This window comes from Gordonia liuliyuniae (assembly GCF_021738805.1).
Lineage (GTDB): Bacteria > Actinomycetota > Actinomycetes > Mycobacteriales > Mycobacteriaceae > Gordonia > Gordonia liuliyuniae.
Genome location: NZ_JAKKOR010000009.1, coordinates 330,518 through 349,417, shown reverse-complemented (window position 1 = coordinate 349,417; position 18,900 = coordinate 330,518). Strand labels below are relative to the sequence as shown.

Sequence of the window (18,900 nt, the reverse complement as noted above, 5' to 3'; positions counted from 1 at the left end):
GTTCCTCCTACCTGAGCTTCTCGTCGTCGGCGCGGACGGCCCACTCGGCGAAGCGCTCGCCGTCGTTGCGGTCGGTGACGAAGTTGCGGACGACGCGCTCGATGTAATCGGTCGCCTCGGACGCGTAGATCTTGTGTTGACGCAGCTTGCGGCCGAACCCGCTGTCGAACCCGAGGCTGCCACCCAGGTGCACCTGGAATCCTTCGACCGGGGTGCCGCCCTCGTCGATGAGCTGGCCCTTGAGACCGATGTCGGCCACCTGGACGCGGGCGCACGAGTTGGGGCACCCGTTGAAGTTGATGGTGATCGGGACGTCGAGGTCCTTGTTCAGCTCGGCGAGCCGGCTCTCCATCTCCGGGACGAGCGCCTGGGACCGGCTGCGGGTCTCGGTGAACGAGAGCTTGCAGTACTCCAGGCCCGTGCAAGCGATCAGGTTGCGGCGCCACACCGAGGGACGCGACTGCAGGCCGACTGCGGTGAGCGACTCGTCGAGACCGGCGATCTTGTCCTCGTCGACGTTGACGACGACGAGCTTCTGATACGGGGTGAGGCGGACGCTGTCGCTCCCAGCGGTCTCGGCGGAGTCGGCGATCGCGTCGAGCACGACGTCCGACAGTCGACCGGACACGGCTGAGAAGCCGACCGCGTACTGACCGTTCTTCTGCTTGGTGACGCCGACGTGGTCGATCGGCTGCGTCGGTGCCTCGGGCGCCGGCCCGTCGACGAGCTTGCGGTGCAGGTACTCGTCCTCGAGGACCTGTCGGAACTTCTCCGGGCCCCAATCCTTCATCAGGAACTTGAGGCGAGCCTTGGACCGCAGTCGGCGGTAGCCGTAGTCACGGAAGATGGCGACGACGCCCTCCCACACGTCCGGCACCTCGTCGAGCGGCACCCACACGCCCAGACGCTTGGCGAGCATCGGGTTGGTCGAGAGACCGCCGCCGACCCACAGATCCAGGCCGGGGCCGTGCTCCGGGTGCTCGACGCCGACGAAGCTGACGTCGTTGATCTCGTGGACGACGTCCTGCAGTCCCGAGATCGCGGTCTTGAACTTGCGGGGAAGGTTCGAGTACTCGGGGTTGCCGATGTAGCGACGTTTGATCTCGGCGAGCGCAGGGCTCGCATCAAGGACCTCGTCGACGGACAGTCCCGCGAGCGGCGAGCCGAGCATGCCGCGCGGGCAGTCGCCGCACGCTTCGGTGGTGTCGAGACCGACCTCGTCGAGGCGACGCCAAATCTCGGGGACGTTCTCGATCTCGATCCAGTGATACTGGATGTTCTGCCGGTCGGTGACGTCGGCGGTGCCGCGGGCGAAATCGCGGGAGATGCCTGCCAGTGCGCGGACCTGCGGGATGGACAACTGTCCGCCGTCAGTGCGCACCCGCATCATGAAGTACGGGGCCTCGAGGATGTCGATGTTGTCGTCGTGGGTATACGTGCCGTCGTAGCCGTCGGCGCGCTGCGTGTACAGCCCCATCCAGCGGAAGCGCCCACGGAGGTCGGCCTTGTCGATGCCGTCGAACCCGACGTGCTGATACGTGTCGAGGATGCGTCGTCGCACGTTGAGCGGGTTGTCGTCGCGCTTGGACTGCTCATTCGGGTTGAGCGGTGTGCGGTAGCCGAGGGCCCACTGGCCTTCGGACTTTCGCTTGGTGGGCCGGGCCCGCTTTCGCGGCGCAGCGGCCGAGGCCTGCGCGGCCTGGTCGGCCGACTCGGTTGACGTGAGCGTCATCGGATCTCCTGATGGCATGCTGCGGACAGGGCAGCACTGCTGGGGGCTGGTACTCAGGGGTGAAGTGACGTGAACTCGGCGTACCGCAAGAAGGCAGCGTAGCCGGAGTGGCCGTCGGTCAGAACCGACAGAATGCGCTGTTGACGCGCTTGAGATCGATGTGCCGCCGTTCGGCGAGCCACACTCCGGAGGAAGTCACGTCGTCCATCATGCCACGAGCCGATCCAGCGCGTCTACTTGGGCATATTTTCACTCACGGTGAGGATTAATCCCATCTGCTGGTGAGGCTCCACAGTGCGTCATCATGGAGGAGTGACGATCCGGCAGGCCCCCGAGGCGCTTTCAGGCAAGGCTCTGGCAGCCCTTCATGCCGTCGACGACGCCCGCCCGCTCGGCCTTTACCTGCACGTCCCGTTCTGCGCGACGCGATGCGGCTACTGCGACTTCAACACGTATACGGCGGGCGAACTCGGTTCGTCGTCCTCGCCGCAGTCGTGGATGGAAGGGGTCCGTCGGGAGCTCGACGCTGCTGCGGAGCTGGTGTCGCCTGTGAGAAAGGTCTCGACCGTCTTCGTCGGCGGTGGCACGCCGTCGCTGCTCGGCGGGGACGGACTCGGCGACCTCCTCGGCGCGGTCCGCGACTCGTTCGATCTCGCGGACGGCGCGGAAGTGACGACCGAATCGAACCCGGAATCGACGTCGCCGGAGTTCTTCGCGACGCTGCGCGAAGCCGGCTACACCCGAATCTCGCTGGGGATGCAGTCGGCGGCGCAGCACGTCCTGTCTGTTCTGGAACGCACGCATACCCCCGGGCGTGCCCTCGACGCGGCGCGCGAGGCGGCCGATGCGGGCTTCGAGCACCTCAACCTCGATCTGATCTACGGGACGCCGGGGGAGACCGATGACGATCTCGCCGCGTCCATCGACGCCGTGCTCTCGGTGCCGATCGACCACGTCTCGGCGTACGCGCTGATCGTCGAGGACGGCACGGCCTTCGCGCGCAAGGTGCGACGCGGCGAGGTACCGATGCCCGACGACGACGTCCTCGCGGCCCGCTACGAGATGCTTGACGAGCGGCTCTCGCAAGCCGGGCTCACTTGGTATGAGGTGTCGAATTGGGCTCGCGCGCAAGAACATTCGGGGCTGCCGGAACCGGGTTCGACGTGCAGGCACAACGAGATGTACTGGCGCAGCGACGACTGGTGGGGCGTCGGACCGGGTGCGCACTCGCATGTGAACGGGGTGCGCTGGTGGAACCAGAAACATCCGGCCACCTATTCGGCGTCGCTGGCGGGCGGGGTGCTGCCGGTCGCGGGGCAGGAGATCCTGACCCTCGAGGACGCGCACACCGAGACGGTGATGCTCCGCCTGCGGATGCGCGACGGGTTGGCCGTCGATGCACTCGACGACCGTGAGCGTATGCGGGCCGATGTCGCGGTGGCGGCGGGCCTGCTCGTGCGCCGCGGCGACGCCTACGTTCTCACCGATCGCGGGCGCCTGCTCGCCGACGGCGTGGTCCGCGACATCCTCGACTGATGCTCGCGTCGAGTCAGCCGACCTGGTAGACGCCGGCGCCGGTCGCTACGAGCTGATCGTCCGTTCGTGTGCGGATCTCGACGGCGCAGTGGGACAGTCGGCGGCCTCGGCGCAATCGGGTGGCGACGATGTCGATGTCGTCGTTCATCGCCGGTGCGATGAAGTTGACCGACATGGAGACGGTGACGCCGCGCAACTGCTCCGGGACTGGTCCGTCACCCGCCCATGCGGCCGCCATGATGCCGAGGTCGACGCATGCACCGATCGCGCCGCCGTGCACCATCGGGCCGACCGTGGTGTTGGCGTCACGGAACGGCAAGCGCAGGTGTGCGGTCCCTTCGCCGAGGTCGACGATCCTCACTCCGAGCGTCGAGATGAACGGCGACGTCGGGAAGAACGCGCGCATTGTCTCGGTGCCGGTGGTCAGGTCAGCCTCGGTGCTGGTGGTCGGTTCGGTCTCGGTTCCGGTGGTCGGTTCAGGCATCGCGATCTCCTAGCAAGTCGTAGTAGAATTATGAAAACATAATTTGACTACGAAAACATAGGTGAATTACGGTTCGGGTATGACCGCACCGCTCATCGAGCCTTCCGACCGACGACGCCGTCGAACCCACAACGCGGTGCTGGACGCCGCTGCCGACCTGTTCGCCAGCCGCGGGTTCCGGGAGACGTCGGTCGACGAACTCGCTTCGGCGGCCGATGTCGCACTCAGTTCCATCTACGCGAATTTCCCCGGCGGAAAAGCCGATGTCTACGCCGCACTGGCCTGCCGAATCGCGCGACAGCACGCCGACGAGATGGCTGCGGCCATCGCCGCCGCGCGCGAACCGGTGGAACTCGCTGTCTTCGACGCCTACCTCCGTTTCCACGCCGACGCTCCGGCGGCATTCCGCATCCTGGGCCTGTCAGATCTTGGGCGGGACGACTCCGAGCTCGTCACGCAGGCACGCCGGACCGTCCGCGACCTGCTCGGCGGCGTCCTGGACAGCACGGTGGCCGCATCGACTCTCGACGCCCGGTCGGCACGCGGTGAAGCCCTCCGGCTGTGGGGGACGGTGAACGGGTTGATCGCGCTGCGAACGCAAGGGTTCGCGACAGCGAGCGAGGTCGAGGACCTTCTCTCGCCGGTGCGCGCCGAGTTGGCCGCGCGGATCGCCGAGTCACGAGAGGGCGCCCGGTCATGAGTGTCGGTCCAGTCATGAGAGTCGGCGAACTGACCGGTCGGGAACGGCTCGCCGCTGCCGCATCGGCGACCACCGCCGCGACCACGGCCATGCCCGGCTGTCTCCGTCGGGTTCGTGTCGAATCTGGCGGGGAGCCGGTCCGACCGCCGGATTCTCGGTATGCGAGGGAGGTCGCTGAACGTGCCGCCGATCAGTTGGCGCCTGCCGTCCTCGCGCACAGTCGACGATGTTTTCAATGGTCGATGGCCTTCGCGGGAATCGACGAGCTGCGCACCGACCCGGAGCAGGTGTGGGCGGCGGCGATGCTGCATGATCTCGCGCTCGGCGGTCCCGACGTGCCCGGGTACGGATGCTTCGCGGCGATCGGCGGTGAGGCGGCGGCCCGGCTGGTCGCGCGGCACCGGCCCCCAGCTGACGCGGACGTCGTCCGTGACGCGATCGCCGTGCACTTCCATCCGTCGGAGCCGGACGAACCGGTCGCCCGCTGCCTTCACTCGGCGGTGAATCTCGACGTCGTCGGCTACCGGTTACGGGAAGTCGATCCGGCGTTGGTCGCGACGATCGAAGCCGAGCATCCACGTGACGGGTTCCGTGAGGCATTCTCCGACGCGATGCGGATCGAGACCCGCCTCCGGCCGCATTCGAGCGCGGCGGTGCTGTGGCGAGTCGGCGCTCGGCTGCCGATGGCATTGAATCCGCTGGCACGTTGACCGCGGACACCCCCTGCCGACCTAGTCCAACCGGTGTGCTCCGGGTGTCCGCGGACGCCGCGGGTGAACAGGAAGCGGCGACGATACCGGCCGGAGGGGCGCCGTCGTCTCCGCCCCGGACTCGTCGGCACCGGGCACCACACCGAAGCGCAGCAGGTGCTCGTCGAAGTCGAACAGGCGGGCGTGGATGAGCGTCCGATTCCGCAACGCGGACCGAACCGCGCGGTGTAGTCCGTCCTCGAGATACATGACGTCTTCGTACTGGACGATGTGGGCGAACAGGTCGCCGTAGAACGTCGAGTCCTCGGCCAACAACTTGTCGAGTGCGAGCACCGTCGTCACGGTGGTCAGCTGGTCGAGGCGAAACTGGCGGGGCGGGATCTTGGCCCAATCACGCGGGGCGAGACCGTGATCGGGGTACGGCCTGCCCTCGTGTACCCCCTTGAAGATCATCGCCCGCCTAGTCTTTCCGTCAGTTTCGTAGAATGGTCGTAGTTCACTGTATGCACACTGTGTGAGGAGGTGCCTGTGTCGAGCACAGACGACCGTCGCTTTGAGATTCTCCACGCCATTGTCACCGATTTCGTGGGGACTCACGAACCGATCGGATCGAAAGCGCTTGTCGACCGGCACCAGCTCGGCGTGTCCAGCGCCACCGTCCGCAACGACATGGCCGTGCTCGAAGAGCAGGGTTACATCACGCAGACACACACGAGTTCCGGACGCGTGCCCACCGACAAGGGATATCGACTCTTCGTCGACCGGATCAGTGAGATCAAACCCTTGTCGGCGGCCGAGCGGCGTGCCATCCTGTCGGTCCTCGACTCCGGTGTCGACCTCGACGACGTGCTCCGTCGCAGCGTGAAACTGCTGGCCCAGCTCACGCGACAGGTCGCAGTCATTCAGTATCCGGTGCTGTCGACAGCGCGCGTCCGGCACCTGGAAGTGGTCGCGCTCAGCCCGACTCGCCTCCTGCTGGTCGTCATCACCGACAACGGTCGGGTCGAACAGCGGATGGTGACCCTCCGTGAAGGGGCGGACGACGACACGCTGGTTCGACTGCGCACCATGTTCTCGCAGGCGCTCGACGGTCAACGCCTCGAAGACGCGTCCGTCGCCGTCGCCGACCTCGCCAGTCAGGCTCCGCCGGAACTGCAAGAGCCAGTCGTCACGATCGCCACGGTTCTCGTCGAGACTCTCGTCGAACGCGGGGAGGACCGACTCGTGTTGGGTGGGACGTCGAACCTCGCACGATCGGCGGCCGACTTCACGCCGGCGACCGGCGGGATGGACACCGTGCTCGAAGCACTCGAAGAACAGGTCGTCGTACTCAAACTGCTCGCGCACACCCAACGCACCGGCCAGGTGACCGTCCAGATCGGTGAGGAGACCAACACCGAGAACCTGCGCAACACGTCGGTCGTCTCGACCGGGTACGGTGCTTCGGGCACGGTGTTCGGCAGCGTCGGTGTGGTGGGACCCACCCGGATGGACTATCCGGGAACAATCGCGTCGGTCGCAGCAGTTGCGAAATATGTCGGTGAAGTGCTCGCCGACCGATAGAACTATGTGAAGCGTAAGGACTGTATTCGCTGTGGCTCGTGATTACTACGGAACTCTCGGCGTCTCCCGGGGCGCGACAGATCAAGAGATCAAGCGTGCCTACCGGAAGCTCGCCCGCGAACTCCATCCAGACGTCAACCCCGACGAAGAAGACCGCTTCAAAGAGGTGACGACTGCGTATGAGGTGCTCTCCGATCCGGAGAAGCGTCGCGTGGTCGACGCGGGCGGCGACCCCCTCGCCGGGCCGGGCGCGGGCGGCTTCGGCGGCGACCCGTTCGGTTCGGGCGGACTCGGCGACATCTTCCAGACCTTCTTCGGCGGCGGAGGAGGCGGCGGTTTCGGTGGCGGGCGCGGCCCCCGTGGACGCGTCCGACCCGGCGAAGCCGCACTCGTCGGCGTCACGCTCGACCTCGACGAGATCGCCGAAGGCGCTCGCAAGGAGATCACCGTCGACACCGCCGTCCTATGTGATTCGTGCACCGGCTCCGGTACGCGCGGCGACTCCAAGCCCGTCACCTGCGGCACCTGTAAGGGTGCAGGCGAGATCCAGGCCGTGCAGCGGTCGTTCCTCGGTCAGGTGATGACGGTCCGCGAATGCCCCGAATGTCGCGGTGCGGGCGAGACCATCCCCGACCCGTGCCTCAAGTGCGGCGGCGACGGCCGCGTCCGCTCCCGCCGCACCCTGACTGTCAAGATTCCGGCGGGCGTCCAGGAGGGCATGCGTGTCCGACTCACCGGGCAAGGCGAGGTCGGCCCGGGCGGAGGGCCCGCAGGCGACTTGTACGTCGAGGTAAGCGAGGCGAGCGACGACGTGTTCGTGCGTGACGCCGACGACCTGCACTGCACGGTGCGCGTCCCGATGGTCGACGCCGCACTCGGCACCGAGATCGAGGTGCCGACCGTCCTCGGCAGCGTCGCCACGGTCACCGTCGCACCCGGAACCCAGCCGGGAGCCGTCGTCAAGGTCCGTGGCCACGGCATGCCGCACCTGAATACCGGCATGCGGGGAGACCTGCACGCACACCTCGACGTCGTGGTGCCGCGCAGACTCGACGCCACCCAGACCGAACTGCTCACCGGCCTGCGCGAGGCGATCGACGACGACGTTGAGCTCGTCAGCGCGACGTCGAAGTCAGCCGGCTCGGGCGGACTGTTCTCCAAACTGCGCAACGCTTTCGCAGGCCGATGACCCCACCGCTCTTCTGGGTCGACGACGTCCCCGCCGCTGGCGAAGAGGCGACGGTGTCTGGCTCGGAAGGCCGACACGCGGTCACCGTGACACGCATCAGGCGCGGCGAGACGGTGGTCCTCGGTGACGGCCGGGGCACCCTCGCCGACTGTGAAGTGCTCGGAACGTCGGGCAAAGAGCGGTTGACGGTGCGTGCCGGACGCGTCGAGTTCGTGACGCGGCCCAAACCGCTCGTCACCGTCGTGCAGGCGCTGCCGAAATCCGAACGCGCCGAACTCGCCGTCGACCTGATGACCGAGGCAGGCGTCGACGTGATCGTTCCGTGGCAGGCGTCGAGGTGCGTCGCGCGGTGGGCGGGGTCGAAAGCCGAACGCGGCGTGGACAAGTGGCGGTCCGCCGCGGCGACCGCGGCCAAACAGGCACGACGTCCGTGGATCCCGGAAGTCACCGATCTGGCGACCACTATGGACGTGCGCGAACGGTGCGCGCGAGTCGTCGGCGACAGCGGCGTCGTCGCCTTGCTGCACGAGACGGGATCGACGCCGTTCCGTTCGATCGACTTCTCGACGGCCTCGGAGATCGTTGTGGTGATCGGCCCCGAAGGCGGCCTCGACGACGCCGAGATCGCCGATCTGACGGCGCTCGGCGGACAGCCCGTCGTCCTCGGACCCGAAGTGCTGCGAACCGCTGCCGCAGGCGCGGTGGCACTCGGCGCGCTCGGCGCGGTCACCGACCGTTGGAGTCGATAACCGGTGCGCCGCATCAAGATCGCGTACGGCGACGCGCCGAGCACGTTCGGTCATCTCTACCTGCCGGGAGAAGCCGCGCGCGGCGCCGGAAGCGCCCCGCTCGTCGTCCTCGTCCACGGTGGCTACTGGTCGACCGAGTACTCGCTCGTCGTCTACACCGGCATCGCGCGAGCGTTGGCCGAACGCGGCGCCGTGGTGTGGAATGTCGAGTACCGCCGGGTCGGCGAGGCCGGCGGTGGCTGGCCGACCACCGGTCGTGACGTCGTCGACGCGATCAGCGCACTCGACGGTCCGGTCACCGATCAGCTGGCGACGGCGCAGATCACCGTCGACCGGAAGCACGCGTCGATCCTCGGGCATTCGGCAGGCGGCCAGCTCGCCGTTTATGCGGCGGCACGTCTGGGTGCCGCCACCGAACGGTTCGCCTTCGGCACGGTCATCGCACAGTCGCCGGTGCTCGACTTCACTGAGACCGGCGCGTTCGACCGGCCGTCGGTCGTCGCACTCATGGGTGCGCCGTTCGCGCAGATCCCGAACCGTTATCGTGAGGCGTCGCCGTCGGAGCAGGAGCCGTTCTCCTCGACGGTCGCGGTGGTCCACACTGTCGACGATCAGTCGGTGCCGATCGGGATGAGCAGGCGTTACGTCGCCGAGGCCGAGGGGCGAGGCCAGAGCGCCGTCCTGTATGAAGTTTCCGGCGAAGGCCACGACGCATTCGTCGACCCGCGGTCGGCGGCCAGCCGGCAGACGCTGCGTGTGCTGGGGATTTAACGCGATGCCCGTCGGGCGGCCCGGCGATAGAATGAGACAACCCCCGCATGTGCGGGATCAAACGACGAACGTAGGAGTGACGAACTCAGTGAGTGGCAGGCCGAATGAGTGAGACGGACGGCGATCCGGCCGACGCGGCGGCGACCTCGAGGATCGAGGTCCCGCAAGACCTCGCCGTAGGACTTCTCGGCGCGACGGACGTCAACCTGCGGACCCTGGAAGCACAACTGCCCGCCGACATCCACGTCCGCGGCAACCGGATCACACTCAAGGGTGCACCCGCCGACGTCGCCGCATCCGAGCGAGTAGTCGCCGAACTGGTCAAGGTGGTGCGCGGCGGTACGACGCTCACCCCCGACCTCGTCCGCCAAAGTCTGTCGATCCTGTCCGTGTCGAACGAGTCGCCCGCTGAAGTGCTCAGCCTCGACATCCTGTCGCGGCGCGGTAAGACGATCCGGCCCAAGACGCTCAACCAGAAGCACTACGTCGAGGCGATCGACAAGAACACGATCGTCTTCGGCCTGGGTCCCGCAGGCACCGGCAAGACGTATCTCGCGATGGCGAAGGCCGTCCAGGCGTTGCAGAACAAGGAGGTCATGCGGATCATCCTGACGCGTCCCGCAGTCGAAGCGGGGGAGCGGCTGGGCTTCCTGCCGGGCACTCTCAGCGAGAAGATCGACCCGTATCTGCGGCCCCTGTACGACGCGCTGCACGACATGATGGATCCCGAAGCGATCCCGAAGCTCATGGAGGCGGGGGTCATCGAAGTCGCGCCGCTGGCGTACATGCGTGGCCGCACCCTCAACGACGCCTTCATCATCCTCGACGAGGCCCAGAACACGACCGGCGAACAGATGAAGATGTTCCTCACCAGGCTCGGGTTCGGCGCCAAGATGGTCGTCACCGGCGACGTCACCCAGGTCGACCTGCCGGGCGGCGCGAAGAGCGGACTGCGAATCGCTGCCCGCATCCTCGACGGCATCGACGACATCCACTTCGCCGAGCTGACCAGTTCCGACGTCGTGCGTCACCGTCTCGTCGCCGACATCGTCGACGCATACGGTCGGGCCGAAGAAGCAGTGCGCGCAGCGGGTCCGCGTGATGTGGCGAGCGGCAACCGCGCCGCCAGGAGGGACGGCATGCGCCGAACCGACGGAGGACACCGCCGATGAGCATCGAACTCTTCAACGAGTCGGGAGTTGACGTGCCCGAACAGCTCGTCATCGAAGCCGCGCGTTTCGCGATGGCGCGGATGGAAGTCCATCGGGGCGCCGAGCTGTCGATCACCTTGGCCGACTCGGAGACGATGGCCGATCTGCACGTGCAGTGGATGGACCTGCCGGGGCCGACCGACGTGATGAGCTTCCCGATGGACGAACTAACGCCCGGTGGACGCCCCGACGCGTCCGACCCGGGGCCTGCAATGCTCGGCGACATCGTGATCTGCCCCGAGTTCGCGGCGCAGCAGGCGAAGAGTCAGCGGCACAGCTTCGAACACGAGCTCGCTGTCCTCACCGTCCACGGCGTCCTTCACCTTCTCGGATTCGACCACGCCGAGCCCGCAGACGAGAAGGAGATGTTCGGGCTGCAAGGTCAGATCATCGTCGACTGGTATTCGGCGCGCGACGATCGTGTTCGACTCCAGGCGCAGGCCGAACGCGATGCGAGACTCCTGCGCAACACTGGCTTCTCGGGTGACACAGGTGGACGCTGACCTCGTGATGCGTGATGTGATCTTCCTGATCGGAGCCGCAGCTCTGATCGCCGTTGCAGGACTATTCGCGGCCGTCGACATGGGGCTGCAGACGGTGTCTGCCGCACGCGTCGACGACATGGTCAAAGAGGGCCGCGGCGGCGCGAAACGACTCCGCACCGTTCTCGAGCGACGAGCGACCTACGTCGGTCTCGCCGTCCTGCTGCGCGTGTTCGGCGAAGTGGCAGCGATCGGCCTCGTCGCAGCGACCGCAGTCGACGGGCTCGGCACCGGCTGGGGCCTCGCCGTCACGATCCTCGTGATGACCGGCGTGTCGTATGTTGCGGTCGGTGTCGGACCGCGCACGCTCGGAAGGCAGCACGCCTACTCGATTACTCTGATCGCGGCGCCCGTCCTGACCGCGATCGGCGTGCTGCTGCGTCCGGTGACCCGCATGCTGATCCTCGTGGGCAACGCGCTCACTCCCGGCAAGGGCTTCCGCAACGGTCCGTTCGCCACGGAAGTGGAAGTCCGCGAGGTCGTCGACCTCGCGCAGGAGCAGGGCGTCGTCGACGACGACGAACGCCGCATGATCCAGTCGGTGTTCGAACTCGGCGACACGAACGCCCGTGAGGTGATGGTGCCGCGCCCGGAGATGGTGTGGATCGAGTCGGACAAGTCCGCGAACCAGGCGGTGAGCCTCGCGGTCCGGTCGGGCCATTCTCGGATCCCGGTGATCGGCGAGAACCCCGATGACGTCGTCGGCGTCGTCTACCTCAAGGACCTCGTCGAGAAGATGCTGCCGAAACTGCCCGTCGTCGGTTTCGACGTCGGCGCGGTGATGCGGTCGGCCGAGTTCATCCCGGACTCCAAACCGCTCGACGACGTGCTCGAAGACATGCAGGCCAAACGCAACCACATGGCGCTCCTCGCCGACGAGTACGGCGGGATCGCGGGCCTCGTCACGATCGAGGACGTGCTCGAGGAGATCGTCGGTGAGATCTCCGACGAGTACGACACGGACGAGGTCGCGCCGATCGAGAAACTGGGGGAGGACAAGTATCGGGTCTCGGCTCGACTCCCCGTAGAGGATCTCGGCGATCTGTTCGGCATCGAGATCGACGACGACGAAGTGGAGACCGTCGGTGGTCTCCTCGGCTTGCGGCTCGGACGCGTGCCGCTGCCCGGCGCGAAAGTGAAGTCGCACGGGCTCAAGATGACGGCCGAAGGAGGCCCGACCAAGTCGGGCCGCCAACGGATAACGACCGTCGTCGTGCGACGTGCCAGAAAAAAGCCGACTGACGGTGTCCGCGAGGAGTGGGGCGAAGACGATACGCTGCACGAAACGCAAGACACATCGATCGGAGAGACCGCTTGAGCAACCCCACGTCGTCGCAACCCGAATTCCGTTCGGGCTTCGTCTGTTTCGTCGGCCGGCCGAACACTGGCAAGTCGACGTTGACGAACGCGCTCGTCGGCGACAAGGTCGCCATCACGTCGAACCGTCCGCAGACCACGCGGCACGCGATCCGTGGCATTGTGAATCGTCCGGACGCGCAGCTCGTCCTTGTCGACACCCCGGGGCTGCACCGGCCGCGGACCCTTCTCGGGCAGCGACTCAACGACCTGGTACGCGACACCTATTCCGAGGTCGACGTGGTCTGCGTGTGCATCCCGGCCGACGAGGCGATCGGTCCTGGCGATCGCCGGATCGTCGACCAGGTGCAGACCGTCGCGCCGAAGACCCGCAAAGTAGGAGTCGTCACCAAGATCGACCGAGTGGGGCCGGAGAAGGTCGCCAAACAGTTGATGGCGTTGTCGGCGCTGATGGGACCCGACGCCGAGGTGGTGCCCTGCTCGGCGAAATCGGGCAAGCAGCTCGACACGCTGGCGGACGTGCTGGTCTCACTGTGCGAGGAGGGGCCGGCGTTCTACCCCGACGGTGAACTGACGGACGAGCCCGAGCAGGTGCTGATGGCCGAGTTCATCCGCGAGGCGGCTCTCGAGGGCGTCCGCGACGAACTGCCGCACTCGCTGGCCGTCGTCATCGAAGAAGTCGTCCCGCGCGACGGCTCGGACGTGGTTGACGTGTACGCGCATCTGTTCGTCGAACGGGACAGCCAGAAGGGTATCGTCATCGGCCACAAGGGCGCCCGTCTCAAGGAGGTCGGGACCGTCGCCCGCGGCCAGATCGAAAGGTTGCTCGGCACCAAGGTGTACCTCGACCTGCACGTGAAGGTAGCCAAGGACTGGCAGCGCGACCCGAAGCAGTTGGGCCGCCTCGGTTTCTGACCGGTCTGCGACTGGGCGGAGTGTCGCCCCCTGGACATCGCCGTCCCATAGGCGCACGGTGGACCCATGCCCTCGATCGATCTACCCGCAGGCCCGATCGACTACACGGACACCGGCGGCGACGGGCCGGTGCTGGTGTTCGGTCACGGACTGTTGATGAACGAGACGCAGTGGCGCGCGGTGATCCCGCTACTCACCGGCTTCCGCTGTATCGCGCCGACGTGGCCGTTGGGTGCGCACCGACGTCCGATGAAGCCCGACGCCGATCTGTCCCAGGCGGGTGTCGCGAACGTGATCGCGGACTTCCTCGAAGCGCTCGATCTGGACGAGGTGACGCTGGTCTTGAACGATTGGGGCGGCGGGCAGTTCATCGTGTCCGAAGAGCGCGACCACCGTCTGGGTCGGCTGGTGCTGGCGTCGTGCGAAGCGTTCGATAATTTCCCGCCGAAACCGGCCCGTCCCGCGTCTGCGCTGTGCCGGGTGCCGGGCGGGGCATGGCTGCTCATGCAGGTCACGCGGACTGCCTTGTTCCGGCATGGTCGGCTGGCGTACGGCGGGCTCGCCAAGAAGGCGATTCCCGACGACGTGATGGATGACTGGTTCGCGCCCGCCCTGCGCAACGCCGCGATCCGCCGCGATCTCGCGAAATTCGCTACCGGCGCACCGTCGAAGGCCGTCTTGCGTGCTTGGCACGACGAAGTGGTCCGCTTCGACCGGCCGGTCCTGCTGTTGTGGGCGGTGGAGGACACGATGATGCCGATCGGCCATGCGCGGCGAATGGTCGGCGAGTTCCCCAACGCGCGACTCGTGGAGGTCGCCGACTCCTGGACGCTACTTCCCGAGGACCAACCCGAGCGGGTTGCGGCGGAACTGGCGGACTTCGTCAGGACGACCTGAGTGAGTCGATCCCACGTTTGTCCGAGGCCGATGAGAGAATGTCTCAGTGAGGTTCTATTCCGATGAAGCGGTGGTGCTGCGTCAGCACAAGCTGGGCGAAGCCGACCGCATCATCACCTTCCTCACCGCCGAGCACGGACTGGTGCGGGCGGTGGCCAAGGGCGTCCGACGGACGCGGTCCAAGTTCGGTGCGCGTCTGGAGCCGTTCGCGCACGTCGACGTCCACTTCTATCCGGGACGCAACCTCGACATCGTCACCCAGGTGCACAGTCTGCACGCGTTCTCCGACGACATCGCCTCCGATTACGGCCGGTACACGACGGCGTGCGCGGTGTTGGAGACCGCCGAGCGGCTGGCGGGCGAGGAACGCGCTCCGGCGAGACAACTGCACCGGCTGACCGTCGGCGCATTGCAGGCTCTCGCCGAGAACCGTCGGGAACGGCAGTGGATCCTCGACGCGTTTCTGCTTCGCGCCATGTCTGCCGCCGGGTGGATGCCCGCGCTCGACGTGTGCGCGCGGTGCGCACAGCCGGGGCCGCATCGAGCCTTCCACGTGTCGGCTGGCGGGGCCGTGTGCGTGCACTGTCGCCCAGCGGGCGCGGCGACGCCGTCGGTCGGCGTCCTCGATCTGATGGAGGCGCTCGCACGCGGCGAATGGGATCACGTGTCCGAGGCCACCGACTCGCAGCGCCGCCAGGCGACGGGGCTGACCGCCGCTCATCTCCAATGGCACCTGGAGCGCCAGCTCCGGACGCTGCCGCTCATCGAACGACATGCGCCGCACCGATCGGTGGCGCAGGAAGACCAGGTTGTCTGATGGCCCGATTCTCCCGCGACTCGTCCGCTGTTCGCGCTCCGTCGATAGCTGTCCGTCCGCCGGATCCGCATCCGTCGGGGGCGACTCCGCCGAACATTCCGGCCGAGTTCGTGCCGCAGCATGTCGCGCTCGTTATGGACGGCAACGGTCGGTGGGCGCAGGAACGCGGGCTGCCGCGGACCGAGGGGCACAAGCGGGGCGAGGCCGTCCTCATGGACTCGGTGTGCGGTTCCATCGAGCTCGGCGTGAAGTGGCTGTCGGCGTACGCGTTCTCGACGGAGAACTGGTCGCGGAGTCCCGAGGAGGTCAAGTTCCTGATGGGCTTCAACCGGGACGTGATCCGTCGTCGTCGTGACGAGATGAACGAGATGGGCGTGCGGGTCCGCTGGGCCGGGCGCCGCCCACGCCTGTGGCGGAGTGTCATCAAAGAGCTCGAGGTGGCCGAGGAACTCACCAAGGACAACAGGGTCATGACGCTCACGATGTGCGTCAACTACGGTGGGCGCGCCGAGATCGTCGACGCAGCCCGCGAACTCGCACGTCGAGCGGCGCGCGGCGAGATCGACCCGGACCGAATCACCGAGTCGAGTTTCGCCAGGCATCTCGACGAGCCGGACATGCCCGACGTCGACCTGTTCCTGCGTCCGTCGGGCGAGCAGCGCTTGTCGAACTTCCTGCTGTGGCAGAGTGCCTACGCCGAGATGGTCTATCAACAGAAGCTGTTCCCCGACTTCGACCGCCGCGATCTCTGGGACGCGTGCCTCGAGTACGCCAAGCGCGACCGCCGCTTCGGTAGCGCCTGACAGACGTCAGTCGTCCCCGACTGCGGTGTCCCCGACTGCGGAGTCTTGGTCTGCGGTGTACTGGGCGAGCAGCTCGACGAGGCTCGCCTCGAATCGGTCCGCGGTGATCCCGGTATCGTTCAGCGGGCCGGAGCCGTTCTCGTCCTCGTACAGGGCCAGAACGATGTGTTCGGTGCCGATGTAGTTGTGGCCGAGGCGAAGAGCGTGTCGGAACGTCAGTTCCAAGATCTTCTTCGCCGCGGTGTCGTACGGGATCAGGTCGGGGACCTCGACGGCGTCGGGGAGTGTGTCGCGGACCGATTCAGCGAGAGCGTCGGCATCGAGGCCAAGTCGGTTCAGCACGGCGATCGCGAGCGACTCACGGTCGGCGACCAGCCCGAGCACGAGGTGCGCGGACGTCACCTCGGGGTTTCCTGCGGCGCTCGCTGCATTGTGCGCGGCGGCCAGGAGGTTCCGGGCCCGAGGCGTGAAGCGGTTGAAGCCCTGCGACGGGTCGAGGTCACTCGCTATTCCAGGGGCCTTCGGTGTGAATCGTTTCTGGACCGCCTGCTTGCTGACCCCCATGCTCGCCCCGATCTGGGTCCATGAGGCTCCGCCGCGTCGAGCCTGGTCGACGAAGTGTCCGATCAGATGGTCGGCAACCTCGCCGAGGTGATCTGCGGCGAGGACCGCATCGCTGAGTTGCTCGAGGGGATCGTGATGGACAGTCTTGATCGCGTCGATCAGGTCGTCGAGGCGGACGGGAGGGCTGAGGGGTGTGTTGGATGGGGGCGTGCTGGGTCGGGGTGTGCTGGATACCATGTCGTCAACTGTAGGTTGACGATCTCTGGTCGTCAACCGATGGTTGACGGACGTTATGTGTGTCCGCGTGCGGAAAGGTGGGCGGCTCAGAGGGCTCCGAGGGAAAGATGCCCTCGGAAGCGAGTGTGGCGGCCGGTTATTCGACGAAGGGTCCGTGGGCAGGTTATTCGGTTCGTGGAACCGCGTCGGGTGTCGGTGCGTCTGACCTTGTATGAAGGACTCTGGGGCCTACATCAAGAAGCAGCTGGTCGAGATGGGTTTCGACGACGAAGTGATTGCGCGCATGCTCGCCAACGGCGACCTGACCCGGCTGCGACCTCGGTGGTATGCCACGCGGTTGCACGACCGGGTCGTGGCGTCCGCAGTCCGCGACGGTGGGGGCTGACATGTGTGGATGCGCTGGCGTTCCACGGCCTGTGGATTCCGCCGGGACATCACTCTATGCCGCACCTGCGGCGCAGTAAGCACCAGCGAGGAAAGAACGTGGCGTGCCGGCCGATCGCGGGTCCGGTGTACTCGGCTGACCGGGCCGTCGATCTCGCTCCGGTTGCGCTGAAGTATGCGAGTGGTTGCTTGGCGCAAGACGAGTGGATCGCTGTGGCTGACTCGTACCTGAACTCGTCCGGTGTCGGTGTCGGCGAACTGCGGTCGGAGATGGGCAGAATCGGAGCCATCGTCGGTCGATGGCTCGCCCGGGTGGAGCCCATGTCGCGGTCGGGCACCGAGAGTATCGCGCGCGTCAGGTTCGAATCGGTGGGCTACGACGCCGTCGTTCAACCGCTCATAAAGGGGTCGGGCATGCAGACATGCGGATAGGCAGGCTGCTCATCGAATGCGACAGTATGCGTCACCACACGAGCAGGGAGGACTACGAGTGCGACCACCATCGCGACCGACGTGCGCTGATCGACGGATGGCTCACCCTCCGCCTCACGTACGACGACGTCCTGTACGACTGGGGCGGTGTACTGGCGGACGTACGTGAGGTCACCAGGCGAGACCGACACCGAATTCGCCGGTGAACGCTCAGCGGACTCCGCAGTCGGCACAGGTGCCGAAGATCTCGACGGTGTGGGTGATGTCGGAGAATCCGTTCTCGGATGCGATCTTCGACGCCCACCGTTCCACGGGGTCGGCCTGCACCTCGACCGTCGTGCCACACACCCTGCACACGAGATGGTGGTGGTGCTCGGACGAGCAGTGGCGGTAGCGGGTCTCGCCCGACCCGTCCCAGATCGCATCGATCTGTTCGGCCTCGGTCAGAGCCTGAAGGTTTCGGTACACGGTGGTCAGTCCGATGGACTCACCTCGGTCGCGCAGCTTGTCGTGAAGTTGCTGTGCGGAAAGGAAGTCGTCGGTGGCCGACAGGACGTCGGCGATCGCCGCGCGCTGCTTGGTGGAGCGCTGACCGGTCACCGGCTTCGCGGGCTTGGTGCTCACGACTGTCCTTCCCGACGTTCCGTGGCATGTACCAGAGCGTCTACGACGATGTGTGCGACGTGGTCGTCGGCGAGTGCGTACTCGATCTCGCGACCCCGGCGCGTCCCCACCACCACACCAGAACGCTTCAGAACACTCAAATGCTGGCTCACCTGCGGCTGATTGAGGTGCAACGCGTCGACGAGTTCGTGGACGCACATCGCGCGGTCTTGCAGGCTCAGCACGATCGCGACGCGCGCTGGAGCCGACAGTGCGCGCAGCAGATCGCTCGCGGCGGAGTGGGCGGAGTGGTCGTCGACGAGATCGGCGGGCGCGGTCGGGGAGGACATGAAGTCCATCTTAAAGGAAGTGGTTTTCATTTCGCAGCGGCGTGATCGGCGGTACCGTCGATGTCATGAGCGTGGGCGCGAGACTCTTGCGGACGCGATGGTTGGTGCGGTCGCCGATCCCGCTGTTCCGTGCCGGGCTGGGCTTCCTGTTCGGTACGCGAGTGCTGCTGCTCGAGCACATCGGTCGCGTATCGGGCGAGAGCCGATTCGTCGTCCTCGAATGCGTCGAACGGCCCGATGACGATCACGTGATTCTTGCGTCCGGGTTCGGCGAGAAGTCGCAGTGGTACCGCAACCTCGTCGCCGAACCCCGGTGCTGGATCAGTATCGGGTTCGCCCGCCGACGGCCGGGGACCGCCAGCGTTTTGTCGGCAGACGAGGGCCGGGCGGTGAT

The 18,900-nt window shown here is 66.6% G+C and carries 24 protein-coding genes and 1 pseudogene; 18 read left to right on the top strand and 7 right to left on the bottom strand.

Going from position 1 to position 18,900, the window contains the following annotated elements:
- Positions 1-7: 7 nt before the first annotated feature.
- Positions 8-1,732, bottom strand: coding sequence for a nitrite/sulfite reductase (locus tag L5G33_RS13465; RefSeq protein WP_236998680.1), 1,725 nt, complete (start codon positions 1,730-1,732; stop codon positions 8-10).
- A gap of 312 nt (positions 1,733-2,044) precedes the next feature.
- Between L5G33_RS13465 and hemW the strand changes: the two genes are divergently transcribed.
- Positions 2,045-3,268, top strand: coding sequence for a radical SAM family heme chaperone HemW (gene hemW, locus L5G33_RS13460; protein WP_372476909.1), 1,224 nt, complete (start codon positions 2,045-2,047; stop codon positions 3,266-3,268).
- 13 nt (positions 3,269-3,281) lie between these two features.
- Here the strand turns inward: hemW and L5G33_RS13455 are convergent, their stop codons facing one another.
- The gene (locus tag L5G33_RS13455; protein ID WP_236998679.1) at positions 3,282-3,752 is read right to left on the bottom strand and encodes a PaaI family thioesterase; all 471 of its coding nucleotides are present in this window, start codon (positions 3,750-3,752) and stop codon (positions 3,282-3,284) included.
- A 79-nt stretch (positions 3,753-3,831) separates the two neighbouring features.
- Between L5G33_RS13455 and L5G33_RS13450 the strand changes: the two genes are divergently transcribed.
- Both L5G33_RS13450 and L5G33_RS13445 read left to right on the top strand, forming a co-directional pair.
- Positions 3,832-4,452 (top strand): TetR/AcrR family transcriptional regulator, encoded by a 621-nt coding sequence (locus tag L5G33_RS13450; RefSeq protein ID WP_236998678.1) that lies wholly within the window; start codon positions 3,832-3,834, stop codon positions 4,450-4,452.
- Positions 4,449-5,162, top strand: a complete 714-nt coding sequence (locus L5G33_RS13445) for an HD domain-containing protein (protein WP_236998677.1) — start codon at positions 4,449-4,451, stop codon at positions 5,160-5,162. The genes L5G33_RS13450 and L5G33_RS13445 overlap by 4 nt, the downstream gene beginning before the upstream one ends.
- Before the next feature lie 21 nt (positions 5,163-5,183).
- Here L5G33_RS13445 and L5G33_RS13440 read toward each other — a convergent pair whose 3' ends face one another.
- On the bottom strand, positions 5,184-5,615 hold the full coding sequence (locus tag L5G33_RS13440) for a type II toxin-antitoxin system VapB family antitoxin (RefSeq protein ID WP_236998676.1): 432 nt from the start codon (positions 5,613-5,615) through the stop codon (positions 5,184-5,186).
- A gap of 75 nt (positions 5,616-5,690) precedes the next feature.
- Here L5G33_RS13440 and hrcA point away from each other — a divergent pair, with 75 nt between their 5' ends.
- The 11 genes from hrcA to L5G33_RS13385 all read left to right on the top strand — a co-directional run bounded on the left by hrcA (position 5,691) and on the right by L5G33_RS13385 (position 15,936).
- A complete protein-coding gene (gene hrcA, locus L5G33_RS13435) occupies positions 5,691-6,725 on the top strand; it encodes a heat-inducible transcriptional repressor HrcA (protein ID WP_236998675.1) in 1,035 nt (344 codons plus the stop codon).
- Between the two features lie 31 nt (positions 6,726-6,756).
- A complete protein-coding gene (gene dnaJ, locus L5G33_RS13430) occupies positions 6,757-7,914 on the top strand; it encodes a molecular chaperone DnaJ (RefSeq protein WP_236998674.1) in 1,158 nt (385 codons plus the stop codon).
- A complete protein-coding gene (locus tag L5G33_RS13425; RefSeq protein ID WP_236998673.1) occupies positions 7,911-8,663 on the top strand; it encodes a 16S rRNA (uracil(1498)-N(3))-methyltransferase in 753 nt (250 codons plus the stop codon). Before dnaJ ends, L5G33_RS13425 begins: the two co-directional genes overlap by 4 nt.
- Before the next feature lie 3 nt (positions 8,664-8,666).
- The gene (locus tag L5G33_RS13420) at positions 8,667-9,434 is read left to right on the top strand and encodes an alpha/beta hydrolase family protein (RefSeq protein WP_236998672.1); all 768 of its coding nucleotides are present in this window, start codon (positions 8,667-8,669) and stop codon (positions 9,432-9,434) included.
- A 104-nt stretch (positions 9,435-9,538) separates the two neighbouring features.
- The gene (locus L5G33_RS13415) at positions 9,539-10,606 is read left to right on the top strand and encodes a PhoH family protein (RefSeq protein WP_236998671.1); all 1,068 of its coding nucleotides are present in this window, start codon (positions 9,539-9,541) and stop codon (positions 10,604-10,606) included.
- Positions 10,603-11,148 (top strand): rRNA maturation RNase YbeY, encoded by a 546-nt coding sequence (ybeY, locus tag L5G33_RS13410; RefSeq protein ID WP_236998670.1) that lies wholly within the window; start codon positions 10,603-10,605, stop codon positions 11,146-11,148. The genes L5G33_RS13415 and ybeY overlap by 4 nt, the downstream gene beginning before the upstream one ends.
- A gap of 7 nt (positions 11,149-11,155) precedes the next feature.
- Positions 11,156-12,505 carry a hemolysin family protein gene (locus tag L5G33_RS13405; RefSeq protein WP_236998765.1) on the top strand — a complete coding sequence of 450 codons (1,350 nt, stop codon included), beginning with the start codon at positions 11,156-11,158 and terminating at the stop codon, positions 12,503-12,505.
- Entirely contained in the window at positions 12,502-13,419 is a 918-nt protein-coding gene (era, locus tag L5G33_RS13400; RefSeq protein WP_236998669.1) for a GTPase Era, read from the top strand. Before L5G33_RS13405 ends, era begins: the two co-directional genes overlap by 4 nt.
- 66 nt (positions 13,420-13,485) lie before the next feature.
- Complete coding sequence (locus L5G33_RS13395) at positions 13,486-14,316, top strand: alpha/beta fold hydrolase (protein WP_236998668.1); 831 nt, start codon at positions 13,486-13,488, stop codon at positions 14,314-14,316.
- A gap of 46 nt (positions 14,317-14,362) precedes the next feature.
- Positions 14,363-15,133 carry a DNA repair protein RecO gene (gene recO / locus L5G33_RS13390; protein ID WP_236998667.1) on the top strand — a complete coding sequence of 257 codons (771 nt, stop codon included), beginning with the start codon at positions 14,363-14,365 and terminating at the stop codon, positions 15,131-15,133.
- Entirely contained in the window at positions 15,133-15,936 is an 804-nt protein-coding gene (locus L5G33_RS13385) for an isoprenyl transferase (protein WP_236998666.1), read from the top strand. The genes recO and L5G33_RS13385 overlap by 1 nt, the downstream gene beginning before the upstream one ends.
- A gap of 6 nt (positions 15,937-15,942) precedes the next feature.
- Here the strand turns inward: L5G33_RS13385 and L5G33_RS13380 are convergent, their stop codons facing one another.
- Positions 15,943-16,737, bottom strand: a complete 795-nt coding sequence (locus tag L5G33_RS13380; RefSeq protein ID WP_236998665.1) for a Clp protease N-terminal domain-containing protein — start codon at positions 16,735-16,737, stop codon at positions 15,943-15,945.
- 211 nt (positions 16,738-16,948) lie between these two features.
- On the opposite strand from L5G33_RS13380, the gene L5G33_RS13375 reads away from it, so the two are divergent.
- The 3 genes from L5G33_RS13375 (at position 16,949) to L5G33_RS13365 (ending at position 17,759) form a co-directional block, all read left to right on the top strand.
- The gene (locus tag L5G33_RS13375) at positions 16,949-17,122 is read left to right on the top strand and encodes a hypothetical protein (protein WP_236998664.1); all 174 of its coding nucleotides are present in this window, start codon (positions 16,949-16,951) and stop codon (positions 17,120-17,122) included.
- A 212-nt stretch (positions 17,123-17,334) separates the two neighbouring features.
- A complete protein-coding gene (locus L5G33_RS13370) occupies positions 17,335-17,553 on the top strand; it encodes a hypothetical protein (RefSeq protein ID WP_236998663.1) in 219 nt (72 codons plus the stop codon).
- Positions 17,544-17,759: a DUF559 domain-containing protein gene (locus L5G33_RS13365; RefSeq protein WP_308191574.1), complete on the top strand. Its 216-nt coding sequence runs from the start codon at positions 17,544-17,546 to the stop codon at positions 17,757-17,759. Before L5G33_RS13370 ends, L5G33_RS13365 begins: the two co-directional genes overlap by 10 nt.
- Positions 17,760-17,763: 4 nt before the next feature.
- Here L5G33_RS13365 and L5G33_RS13360 read toward each other — a convergent pair whose 3' ends face one another.
- The 3 genes from L5G33_RS13360 to L5G33_RS19440 are packed head-to-tail and all read right to left on the bottom strand — an operon-like array spanning position 17,764 to position 18,754.
- Positions 17,764-18,177, bottom strand: coding sequence for a Fur family transcriptional regulator (locus L5G33_RS13360; RefSeq protein WP_236998661.1), 414 nt, complete (start codon positions 18,175-18,177; stop codon positions 17,764-17,766).
- Complete coding sequence (locus L5G33_RS13355; protein WP_236998660.1) at positions 18,174-18,506, bottom strand: ArsR/SmtB family transcription factor; 333 nt, start codon at positions 18,504-18,506, stop codon at positions 18,174-18,176. The genes L5G33_RS13360 and L5G33_RS13355 overlap by 4 nt, the downstream gene beginning before the upstream one ends.
- Positions 18,507-18,532: 26 nt before the next feature.
- Positions 18,533-18,754 (bottom strand): hypothetical protein, encoded by a 222-nt coding sequence (locus tag L5G33_RS19440; protein ID WP_236998771.1) that lies wholly within the window; start codon positions 18,752-18,754, stop codon positions 18,533-18,535.
- On the opposite strand from L5G33_RS19440, the pseudogene L5G33_RS13345 reads away from it, so the two are divergent.
- Positions 18,668-18,883, top strand: a pseudogene (locus L5G33_RS13345) (nitroreductase family deazaflavin-dependent oxidoreductase); the annotation flags it as partial. The gene L5G33_RS19440 and the pseudogene L5G33_RS13345 sit on opposite strands and share 87 nt — an antisense overlap.
- Positions 18,884-18,900: the final 17 nt, after the last annotated feature.

Excerpts from the sequence above, each read along its gene's own strand:
- L5G33_RS13465 (WP_236998680.1), bottom strand. The coding sequence starts at position 1,732 with ATGACGCTCACGTCAACCGAGTCGGCCGACCAGGCCGCGCAGGCCTCG.
- L5G33_RS13455 (WP_236998679.1), bottom strand. The coding sequence starts at position 3,752 with ATGCCTGAACCGACCACCGGAACCGAGACCGAACCGACCACCAGCACC.
- L5G33_RS13450 (WP_236998678.1), top strand. The coding sequence starts at position 3,832 with ATGACCGCACCGCTCATCGAGCCTTCCGACCGACGACGCCGTCGAACC.
- L5G33_RS13445 (WP_236998677.1), top strand. The coding sequence starts at position 4,449 with ATGAGTGTCGGTCCAGTCATGAGAGTCGGCGAACTGACCGGTCGGGAA.
- L5G33_RS13440 (WP_236998676.1), bottom strand. The coding sequence starts at position 5,615 with ATGATCTTCAAGGGGGTACACGAGGGCAGGCCGTACCCCGATCACGGT.
- L5G33_RS13425 (WP_236998673.1), top strand. The coding sequence starts at position 7,911 with ATGACCCCACCGCTCTTCTGGGTCGACGACGTCCCCGCCGCTGGCGAA.
- L5G33_RS13415 (WP_236998671.1), top strand. The coding sequence starts at position 9,539 with ATGAGTGAGACGGACGGCGATCCGGCCGACGCGGCGGCGACCTCGAGG.
- ybeY (WP_236998670.1), top strand. The coding sequence starts at position 10,603 with ATGAGCATCGAACTCTTCAACGAGTCGGGAGTTGACGTGCCCGAACAG.
- L5G33_RS13405 (WP_236998765.1), top strand. The coding sequence starts at position 11,156 with ATGCGTGATGTGATCTTCCTGATCGGAGCCGCAGCTCTGATCGCCGTT.
- L5G33_RS13395 (WP_236998668.1), top strand. The coding sequence starts at position 13,486 with ATGCCCTCGATCGATCTACCCGCAGGCCCGATCGACTACACGGACACC.
- L5G33_RS13385 (WP_236998666.1), top strand. The coding sequence starts at position 15,133 with ATGGCCCGATTCTCCCGCGACTCGTCCGCTGTTCGCGCTCCGTCGATA.
- L5G33_RS13380 (WP_236998665.1), bottom strand. The coding sequence starts at position 16,737 with ATGGTATCCAGCACACCCCGACCCAGCACGCCCCCATCCAACACACCC.
- L5G33_RS13375 (WP_236998664.1), top strand. The coding sequence starts at position 16,949 with ATGAAGGACTCTGGGGCCTACATCAAGAAGCAGCTGGTCGAGATGGGT.
- L5G33_RS13365 (WP_308191574.1), top strand. The coding sequence starts at position 17,544 with ATGCGGATAGGCAGGCTGCTCATCGAATGCGACAGTATGCGTCACCAC.
- L5G33_RS13355 (WP_236998660.1), bottom strand. The coding sequence starts at position 18,506 with ATGTCCTCCCCGACCGCGCCCGCCGATCTCGTCGACGACCACTCCGCC.